This is a genomic window from Brevundimonas sp. UBA5936 (assembly GCA_002430835.1).
Lineage (GTDB): Bacteria > Pseudomonadota > Alphaproteobacteria > Caulobacterales > Caulobacteraceae > Brevundimonas.
The window spans coordinates 21,889-30,896 of the sequence record DJDA01000120.1; the positions used below are offsets into that span (position 1 = coordinate 21,889).

Consider the following 9,008-nt stretch of genomic DNA (forward strand, 5'->3'; position numbering starts at 1 on the left):
CGGGTCTAGGAAGCGCTTCATGACCAACGAATTGACCAAGGGCTATCACCGCTTCCGCCAGAATCGGTGGCCGTCCGAACGCGCCGAATACGAAGCCCTGGCCGCCAACGGTCAGAAGCCGCACACCCTGGTCGTGGCCTGTTCCGACAGCCGCGCCGACCCGGCCCTGATCTTCGACACGGCACCGGGCGAGCTGTTCGTGGTGCGCAACGTCGCCAATCTGGTCCCGCCCTATCAGCCCGACGGCAAGCTGCACGGCGTCTCTGCGGCGCTGGAGTTCGGCGTCAATGTGCTGAAGGTCAAACACGTCGTCGTCATGGGCCACGCCTCCTGCGGCGGGGTGAACGCCATGCTGAACGGCGCGCCCGCCAACTGTCAGGACTTCGTCGCCCCCTGGGTCGAGCAGGCCGCCCCCAGCGTGCGCCGCGCGGTCGAGACCCTGCCCGCCGAACAGGTCGAGTGCGCGGCCGAAGAGGCCGTGGTGCGCCTGTCGCTGGACAATCTGCGCACCTTCCCCTGGATCGCGGAAAAGGAGGCGGCGGGCGAACTGAAGCTCAGCGGCCTGCATTTCGGCATCGCGCTGGGCATCCTGTCCAAGCTGACGGGACCGGGGCGGTTCGAGCGGCTGGACTGAGGACGCCCTCGCCGCTCAGCCCGCCCTCGCCTCTGGCCGCGAACCGTGGCACACCCGGCGTGTTGCAACGGAAGACGTCATGGCCCCTGCCTACAAAGCCATCCCCAACATCCTGACCAGCCTGCGGCTGGCGGCCGGGATCGTCATGTTCCTGCTGCTGGCGGGCGCGACCAGCGGCTTTCCCTTCGTCTCGGCCTGGCTGAGCCCTGACGACCAGTTCGCCATGTACCGGACGGGCTTCTGGATCTTCGTCATCGCCGCCTCAACGGACTGGATCGACGGCTATCTGGCCCGTCGCTGGAACGCCACCACGCGCTGGGGCGCCATCCTTGACCCGATCGCCGACAAGATCCTGGTCACCGGCGCCGTGCTGGGCGTGCTGACCTCAGGTTCGGTACAGCAGATCATCATTCCGTGCGGCCTGATCCTGTTCCGCGAGTTCGCCGTTTCGGCCCTGCGCGAAACCATGGCCGGGCGCATCAACCTGCCGGTGACCCTCGCCGCCAAGTGGAAGACGACGTTGCAGATGGTGGCGCTGGGCTGCCAGCTGTTCGCCCGCAACTGGGACGGCTGGGGTCTGCCGTTCGACTACCTGCCCGCCTTCCAGCTGTTCTCCGACGCCCTGATCTGGCTGGCCGCCCTGGTGACGCTGTGGACCGGCTGGCAGTATTTCAGCGCCGCCCAGAAGCAGATGCGGGATCTCTAAATCCTTCTCCCCTTGAGGGAGAAGGTGGCAGGCGGAGCCTGACGGATGAGGGGTGCCGGCGGCGCGGGTTGAAAATTCAGCCTCCGCAGCCTGCGCCCCTTTTTTCTTGCCGTCGCGCTCACACCCCTCATCCGAGCGCCTTCGGCGCCCACCTTCTCCCACAAGGGAAGAAGGACGTCAGAGCGTCTTTTCGAGCACCACGAACTCCAGCTCGCGTGTGCGCGGCAGGCCGAAGCGTTCGTCATCCATCGGGAAGGGCCGCGTCTCGCCGGTCAGGCGATAGCCGCGCCGCTCGTACCAGGCGATCAGTTCGGCGCGCTGACGGATGACGGTCATCTCCATGCGCGTCGCGCCGAAACGGACGGCGGCTTCGGCCTCGGCGGCGTCGATCAGCAAGCGGCCCAGACCGCCTGCCTGACGCCCCGGATCTACAGTCAGCAGACCCAGATAGGACAGGCCCTGCCCCTGATCCGCAACCTGGACGCAGCCGGCCAGGACGCCGTCGATCTCGGCCAGCAGCAGCACCCGCGACGCATCGGTCAGGATGTCACGCAGCTCCGCCTCATCCGTGCGCTGGCCATCCAGAAGGTCGGCTTCATGGGTCCAGCCGGCCTTGGCGCTGTCGCCGCGATAGGCGCTTTCGATCAGGCGGTGCAGCGCCGGAACATCGTCCGGTGCCGCAGGGCGGAAGGTCGCTTCGCTCACTGGACGCCCAGCTCCCGGATCAGGTGATCCATGCCGTAGACGTCGCGCAGGGCCGTGGTCACGGCCTGGGTGGTGACGATGACGCTGCGGTTGACGTTGCGATCATAGCCGTAGGCGTTGCGCTGGGTCAGGACGGTGGAGTCGAAGTTGGCGCCGATGATCTCGCCCCTGGCGTTGACGGCGGGCGAGCCCGACGAGCCGCCGATGGTGTCGGACGACACGGCCATGTTCATCACCGCATTGGGGTCGATGCGGTCCTTGGCGGCCAGCAGCTTGGGCGCGACGTTGAAGGGCTCGGCGCCGGTCGCCCGGTCCCACAGGCCGGCGAAGGTGGTGAAGGCGCCGATGCGCTGGCCCGGAACGTCCGTGCCCTCGACCCGGCCATAGGTCAGGCGCAGGGTTCCAGTGGCGTCCGGATAAACGGCGTCGCCGAAGACGGCGAAGCGGGCGGCGGCCAGTTGCGCGGAGGCGCGGTCGGTCGGCGCCTTGACCTTGTTGTCCCACTCGGTGCGGACGGCGCGGGCGTCGGCGTCGATGGCCAGGACATACTGGATCAGCGGATCGGTCGAGGCCTGAACGGCGGGCAGACCGCCTTCCCACAGAGCGCGGCGCACAGCGGGATCGGCCAGCCTGGTGCCCTCGATCAGGCGCGCCGACAGAACTTCGGGGCTTTCCTTGCCCAGCAGGGTGCGGGCGTAGGGGCTGTCGACGGTCAGCCATTCGCGGGTCTTTGACAGCCACCACTCCAGACGGATCTGCTCCAGTTCCGGATAGGTCGGGCGCTCGGCGAACAGGCTGGACTGCACGCCGGACAGGCGGCTGTCGGCGAACTCGGGCAGACGCTGGTCCGACGGCTTGGCGCGCTCCTGCGCCCCGCGCACGATGGCCCGCGCCCAGCTGAACAGCGGCGAGCCGCCCGCGACCGAGGTCGTGCCCATGCCCGTGCCGCCTTCCAGCAGGGCCATCGGGGCATAGAGCTCGCGCGCGATCGGCTGCACCTCGGCCAGGGCGGCCCAGGGATCGCCGACCTCAGCCGACAGGGCTTCATTCTCGGCGACGCGGCGGTGGAAGACGGTCTCCTGACCGGCCAACTGGTCCATGAAGGCCGGGTCGATCAGGGCGGCCATGCGGCCACGCCCGCGCTTATAGGTGTTCTCGACGCCGACGATCGGGTCCATGGCGATGAAGGCCTGTTCCTCACCCTCTTCCGAATAGCGGATCAGACGGCCGCGCAGCTCCGACGCGATCAGCTGATCCAGCGGCAGCACCACATCGCGAATGGTCATCAGCTGGGCCTGGGTCAGCAGGCGCTGGGTCGAGCCGGGGTTGCCTGTGACGAAGACGGGCTCGCCCTCCGTCGGCTTGTTCGGGTTCCAGGTGAAGTGGGTCGGCGTCGCGGCGGGCTTGCCGTCCTCGTACAGGCGGATGAAGGCGGCATCGATGGCGAAGCGCGGGAAGGAGAAGTTGTCCAGGTCGCCGCCGAAGGTCGCGGCGCGGTCTTCCGGCGCCCAGGCCAGGCGCACGTCGGAGTATTTGCGGAACTTGTAGAGCTTGAACTGACCGCCGCGATACAGGCTGACGACCTGGCAGCGGATCTTGGGATCGTTCCCGCAGGCCTCGGTCTCGATGCGGCCGGCCTCGGCCTCGCGCGCCTGGGTATAGGCCTGGCCGTCCAGGCCCTCGCCGGCCTTCTGCACACGCGCGGTGACGTCGGTGATGTCGGTCAAAATCTCGGCCGAGCCGCCGGGGCACTTCAGCTCCTCCTCGCGGCTCTTCGGGGTGAAGCCGGTCTCGGCGTATTGCAGTTGCGGCGTGGACAGGTTGGCGACGCAGGTGGCGACGCAGTGATTGTTGGTCATCACCAGCCCCTCGGCCGAGATGACGCCCGCCGAGCAGCCGCCGAACTTCACCGACGACTGGCGAACGCGGTCCAGCCAGGCCTGGTCGATGCTGGTGCCCAGCGTCTGGTTGGCGCGAGCGATGGGGAAGTTGTCATAGGTCCACATGCCCTCCTCCGCCTTGGCCGAAGACGCGGCGGCGAAGGCCAGGACGGCGGCCGAGGCGAAGAGTATCGGGGTGTAGGTGGTGCGCATGAGACATCCTCGACGTCGCGCCCCGACCGTCGTCGAGGCCCAGGTTTTGGCCCCTGCAAACCGGAGCCGTCTTGCGGTCAGTCTGAACAGAACCTGGAGTGAAACCGCAACCCCTGCCGAGCGCATTCACAGGACGCGTTCGCAGGTCTAGATTCGGCGAATGGCGAAACGAGACAGGGTTGAGGCGATGGCCGACGACTTCCCCCAGGGCGTGGCGCACCTGGTCCCGGACGACATGCGAGCGCGGTTGTCCTCCGATCCCGCAAGCCTGGAGCTGTGGCGGAGCCTGACGCCGCTGGGCCGCAATGAGTTCATCTGCTGGGTCGAAGACGCCAAACAGGCCGCCACCCGTCAGAAACGGATCGAGCGTGCGGTCGAGGAACTGCACGAAGGCAAGCGACGGCCCTGCTGCTGGGCGGGCTGCATCCACCGCACCGACAAGGCGCCCAGCCGCTGGCAGCAGGCCGTGCTCATCGAGAAGAAGGGCAAGCTCCAGCCCTGAGCAGGCCAAGAAAAAGGGACGCCCGAAGACGCCCCTCAAATCCCGGACCTGAATCCGACAGGCTTAGCGACGTACGCCCAGTTCGCGCAGCAGGCGCGGCTGGTTGTAGACAGTGCGCAGGGCCTCGGTGACGGCGGCGGTCGAGACCGACACCGTGCGGTTCAGCTCGCCGTCGTAGCCGAACGAGCCGCCCAGGGAGTGGATGTTGCCGTCGAAGGCGGCGCCGATCACTTCACCCTTGGCGTTGATCACCGGCGAGCCGGAGTTGCCGCCGATGATGTCGTTGGTCGAGACGAAGTCGTAGACGACGTTCTTGTTGATCCGGTCCTGCGCCGCGACGAAGCGCTCGGAGGCGTTGAACGGCTCGGCGCCGGTGGCGCGCTCATACAGGCCGCCCATGTGGGTGAAGGACGGCACGGTCACGCCGCGATAGGTCCAGCCCTTCACCTGGCCGTAGGACAGGCGCAAGGAGAAGGTCGCGTCGGGGTACAGGTTGTCGCCATAGACGGCGAAGCGGGCCTGGGCGACCTTTTCGGCGGCGCGGGCGGTCGGGGCGTTGACGCCGGCGTCCCACTGGGTGCGGATCGCTTGCGCCCCATTGTCGTTGGCCAGGACGAAGGCGATCATCGGGTCGCCCGAGGCGGCCAGCTGCTCCGGCGTCATGGCCAGCGCCTCGGCGCGGAAGGCCGGGTCGATCAGGCGGCTCTGCACCAGACGGGCGGCGATGGTTTCGGGGCTTTCGGCGCCCAGCATGGCCTTCACATCGGCGCTGTCGACCGTCAGATATTCGCGGGTCTTCAGCATCCAGTGCGACAGCTGGATCTCCTCGACGCCGACCGGGATCGGAGCGTCCGAGGCCAGGCGACGGCCCAGGGCGGCGATGTCGCTGTCGGCGTAGCCGGCGCGGCGCTCAGCTGCGGGCTTGGCGCGCTCCTTGGAGGCGCGGACGATCGACCGGGCGTAGGAATAGAGGGTCGAGCCGCCGCCGGCGTTCGCCTCAAGCTGACGATAGGGCAGGTAGAGGTCGCGGGCCGTGACCTGCACCTTCTCCAGATCGCCCCACGGGTCGCCGATGCGCTCGGCCACGGCCGGGTCGGCGGCGACACGTTGACGCAGTTCAGCCTCTTCCTGGCGCTTCTTGCCCATGAAGGTCGGGTCCGTCAGGGCGCCCTGCTGGCCGTAGTAGACCTTGAAGCTGTTCTCCAGGCCGAAGATGGGGTCGAGGGCGACGCGCTTCTCTTCCTCGCCAGTCGTCGAATATTCGACCAGACGGCCGCGCAGTTCAGCGCTCTGGATCAGGGTGATCGGGATCTGCTGGTCGCGCAGACGCTCCAGCTGGCTGATCGTCAGCAGACGCGAGGTCGAGCCGGGGTTGCCCGCCACGAAGGTGACTTCGCCGTCGACCGGGGCGTTGGGGTTCCACTTCAGGTGGTTGGGGCTGGCGACCGGCTTGCCGTCCTCATAGGCGCGCAGGAAGGCGGCATCGAGGGCGTAGCGCGGGAAGTTGAAGTTGTCCGGGTCGCCACCGAAGAAGGCCGCCTGGAACTCCGGCGCGAAGGCCAGACGCACGTCCTCATACTTGCGGAACTGATAAAGGGCGTACTTGCCGCCGCGATAGAAGCTGATGACCTGGCAGGTCAGCTTGCGGTCATCGCCGCAGGCTTCCTTCTGGATCGCGTCGATCTCGGCCGAGCGGGCGGCGACGAAGGCCGCGCCTTCCAGGCCCGAACCGGCGCCCAGGACGCGCTCGGTCACGTCGGTGATGTCCGTCAGGACTTCCGCCGTCTGGCCGGGGCAGGTCTTCTCTTCCTCGCGCGTGGCCGGCATCCAGCCGTTCTTGACGTAGTCGTTCTGGGCCGTGGACAGATCCTGGACGCAGGAAATGACGCAGTGGTGGTTGGTCAGGATCAGGCCTTCGCCCGACACGAACGAGGCCGAGCAGCCCTGCAGGCGCACGGCCGCGTTGCGCACGCGATCCAGCCACGACTGGTCGATGCGCGTGCCGTAGGTATCGTTCACCGTCTGGATCGGGAAGTTGTCGAAGGTCCACATGCCCTCGTCGGCGCGTGCGGCCGAAGCGGGGGCGTTGACCACCACCGCGGCCATGCCGAGGGCGGCCAGGGAAGCCGTGAACGAAAGAGTGCGGCGAAGCGACATGGGCGTCTCCGAATAGGCGGGACACCACGCCACGCCTTGCTGTTGCGCGTCACTAGCCTTGCCGGGGGCGCTTCCTCAAGCCCCGTAACAAATCCGGCCGAGCCAGCCTTACCCCGATTTAACTTGGCCCCAGGCCATGGCGCGGTCAGATAACAGCGCAAGTCAGGGGAATGAATACGCGTCATGTCGCTCGCGCTGTCTACGCTGCTCTTCGAGTGGCGCCGCTATATGGCCGCCGTCATGGCGCTGGCCCTTTCGGGCCTGCTCGTGCTGGCCATGACCGGGGTTTTCATCGGCATCGGTAAGGGTTTCACCGCCGCCATCGAGCGCTCGAGCGCCGACATCTTCATCATGCAGCCGGGCGCCAAGGCGCTGTTCAGCGGCCCGATGGGGATGCCGCGCCGCTTCGTGCCCCTGGCCTACAACCACCCCGAGGTGGTCGAGGTGAAGACGCTCGACATGTCGGGCGGCAATTTCCAGAACATCAAGGACGTCGACCCGACGATGTCGGCTGCGGACCGCGCCAAACAGGGCGCGCCCAAGCAGAAGAGCGTCCTGGTCAACATCATCGACACGGCGCCCGGCTCGGTCACCATCCCGCGCGACTATTCCGAGGAATTGGTCGAGGCCCTGCGTCAGCCCTTCACCGTGGCGGTGGACGAGACGGCGCTGACGCCGCTGGGCGTCAAGCTGGGCGACAAGGCCCTGTTCAACGGCCAGACCGTGACCGTGGTCGGGGTGCTGCGCGGCTATCCCAACATGATGCAGCCGACCATCGTCATGTCGCGTGACAGCCTGCGGATGCTGGGCGAGGCCTTCGAAGGCCCGCGCGTCGGCCCGCTGATGCTCCGAATCAAGGATCCGGCCCGCGCCGAGCATGTGGTGGCTCAGCTGAACGCCATGGGCAACGGCCAGTGGAAGGCCTGGACCCGTCAACAACTGGCCGACGCCAACGCCGGCGCCATGTTCGAGGAAGGCATACTGGTCATCATCATCGGCGGCTGCGTGGTGCTGGGCATCATCATCGGGGTGGCCATCACCTGGCAGACCCTGCGCGGCGCCATCATGGCCAACATCAAGGAGTTCGCCTCCCTGCGCGCCCTGGGCGTGGGCATGGGCTCCCTGCGCCGCATCGTCATGGAGCTGAGCTTCTGGGTCGGCATGGTCGGGGTCGGCGCGGCCATCCTGCTGACCTGGCTGCTGTCGCTGTTCGCCCTGTCCAACGCCGTCATCATCTCCATGCCCCCGAGCCTGCTGCTCGTGGTCGGCGGCGGCCTGATCGGCATCTCCATGCTGTCAGGGTTCCTGTCGATGGGCATCCTCAAGAAGAGCCAACCTGCGGACCTGCTGCGATGAACGACCTGTCACTCGGACACACCAAGGTCCACGGCAAGCACGGCGAGTTCGCCCTGGAGGCCAAGGGACTGACCAAGCGGTTCAAGTCCGGCCGTTCCTTCGTCGAGGTGCTGAAGGGGGTGAATTTCGACGCCCGCCACGGCGACCTGACCATGGTCATGGGGCCGTCGGGCTCGGGCAAGTCGACGCTGATCGCCGCCCTGTCCGGCCTGCTGCGGCCCGAGGAAGGGCGCGTCGACGCCCTGGACGTGGACGACCTGTGGAAGCTGTCGGCCGGTCGGATCGACAAATTCCGCCTGGATCACTGCGGCTTCATCTTCCAGGGCTTCAACCTGTTTCCGGCGCTGACCGCCCTGCAGCAGGTGACGACGGTGCTCAAATATCAGGGCCTGTCGCCGGATAAGGCCAGAAAGCGTGCGACCCTGGCGCTGGAGGAGGTCGGCCTCGGCCATCGCCTGCATCAGCGCCCGGCCGCCCTGTCCGGCGGCGAGAAGCAGCGCGTCGCCATCGCCCGCGCCCTGGCCAAGGATCCGCAGATCCTGTTCGCCGACGAACCGACCTCGGCTCTGGACGGCGAGAACGGCCAGATCGTGATCCGCCTGCTGCGGCGCGCGGCGACCGAGCACGGCGCCGCCGTCATCTGCGTGACCCACGACCCGCGCCTGGAAGCCTGGGCCGACCGGGTCATCCACATCGAAGACGGCGTGATCATCGACGATCAGCGCCGAACCCCCAATCCCGACGCCGTCCTGGCCTCGCACTGACCCCGATCCTCTGAGGACTCACATGCCCGCATTTCTGAAAAACAAATGGCTCTGGATCGGCCTGGCGCTGCTGATCGTGCTGATCGTCGGC

8 protein-coding genes are annotated in these 9,008 nt (G+C 67.5%); 5 read left to right on the forward strand and 3 right to left on the reverse strand.

The window, feature by feature from the left end:
• The first annotated feature begins 19 nt into the window (after window positions 1–19).
• Both B2Y21_RS12670 and pgsA read left to right on the forward strand, forming a co-directional pair.
• Window positions 20–634 (forward strand): carbonic anhydrase, encoded by a 615-nt coding sequence (locus B2Y21_RS12670; RefSeq protein ID WP_292060224.1) that lies wholly within the window; start codon window positions 20–22, stop codon window positions 632–634.
• Window positions 635–713: 79 nt separating this feature from the next.
• Window positions 714–1,340 (forward strand): CDP-diacylglycerol--glycerol-3-phosphate 3-phosphatidyltransferase, encoded by a 627-nt coding sequence (gene pgsA / locus B2Y21_RS12675; RefSeq protein ID WP_292060225.1) that lies wholly within the window; start codon window positions 714–716, stop codon window positions 1,338–1,340.
• A 177-nt stretch (window positions 1,341–1,517) separates the two neighbouring features.
• On the opposite strand, the gene B2Y21_RS12680 is transcribed toward pgsA, so the two are convergent.
• Together B2Y21_RS12680 and B2Y21_RS12685 are read right to left on the reverse strand one after the other, a co-directional pair.
• Window positions 1,518–2,045, reverse strand: coding sequence for a GNAT family N-acetyltransferase (locus tag B2Y21_RS12680; protein WP_292060226.1), 528 nt, complete (start codon window positions 2,043–2,045; stop codon window positions 1,518–1,520).
• Window positions 2,042–4,138 (reverse strand): S46 family peptidase, encoded by a 2,097-nt coding sequence (locus B2Y21_RS12685; RefSeq protein WP_292060227.1) that lies wholly within the window; start codon window positions 4,136–4,138, stop codon window positions 2,042–2,044. Before B2Y21_RS12685 ends, B2Y21_RS12680 begins: the two co-directional genes overlap by 4 nt.
• Before the next feature lie 160 nt (window positions 4,139–4,298).
• Here B2Y21_RS12685 and B2Y21_RS12690 point away from each other — a divergent pair, with 160 nt between their 5' ends.
• Window positions 4,299–4,640: a YdeI/OmpD-associated family protein gene (locus tag B2Y21_RS12690; protein WP_292060228.1), complete on the forward strand. Its 342-nt coding sequence runs from the start codon at window positions 4,299–4,301 to the stop codon at window positions 4,638–4,640.
• Between the two features lie 63 nt (window positions 4,641–4,703).
• Here B2Y21_RS12690 and B2Y21_RS12695 read toward each other — a convergent pair whose 3' ends face one another.
• On the reverse strand, window positions 4,704–6,797 hold the full coding sequence (locus B2Y21_RS12695) for a S46 family peptidase (RefSeq protein WP_292060229.1): 2,094 nt from the start codon (window positions 6,795–6,797) through the stop codon (window positions 4,704–4,706).
• Between the two features lie 183 nt (window positions 6,798–6,980).
• Here B2Y21_RS12695 and B2Y21_RS12700 point away from each other — a divergent pair, with 183 nt between their 5' ends.
• Together B2Y21_RS12700 and B2Y21_RS12705 are read left to right on the forward strand one after the other, a co-directional pair.
• Entirely contained in the window at window positions 6,981–8,153 is a 1,173-nt protein-coding gene (locus B2Y21_RS12700) for an ABC transporter permease (RefSeq protein WP_292060230.1), read from the forward strand.
• Entirely contained in the window at window positions 8,150–8,917 is a 768-nt protein-coding gene (locus B2Y21_RS12705; RefSeq protein WP_292060231.1) for an ABC transporter ATP-binding protein, read from the forward strand. Before B2Y21_RS12700 ends, B2Y21_RS12705 begins: the two co-directional genes overlap by 4 nt.
• Window positions 8,918–9,008 lie beyond the last annotated feature (91 nt).

What these genes read in the sequence shown, in the direction of transcription:
- B2Y21_RS12670 (WP_292060224.1), top strand. Translation starts at nt 20, where the DNA reads ATGACCAACGAATTGACCAAGGGCTATCACCGCTTCCGCCAGAATCGG.
- pgsA (WP_292060225.1), top strand. Translation starts at nt 714, where the DNA reads ATGGCCCCTGCCTACAAAGCCATCCCCAACATCCTGACCAGCCTGCGG.
- B2Y21_RS12685 (WP_292060227.1), bottom strand. Translation starts at nt 4,138, where the DNA reads ATGCGCACCACCTACACCCCGATACTCTTCGCCTCGGCCGCCGTCCTG.
- B2Y21_RS12690 (WP_292060228.1), top strand. Translation starts at nt 4,299, where the DNA reads ATGGCGAAACGAGACAGGGTTGAGGCGATGGCCGACGACTTCCCCCAG.
- B2Y21_RS12695 (WP_292060229.1), bottom strand. Translation starts at nt 6,797, where the DNA reads ATGTCGCTTCGCCGCACTCTTTCGTTCACGGCTTCCCTGGCCGCCCTC.
- B2Y21_RS12700 (WP_292060230.1), top strand. Translation starts at nt 6,981, where the DNA reads ATGTCGCTCGCGCTGTCTACGCTGCTCTTCGAGTGGCGCCGCTATATG.
- B2Y21_RS12705 (WP_292060231.1), top strand. Translation starts at nt 8,150, where the DNA reads ATGAACGACCTGTCACTCGGACACACCAAGGTCCACGGCAAGCACGGC.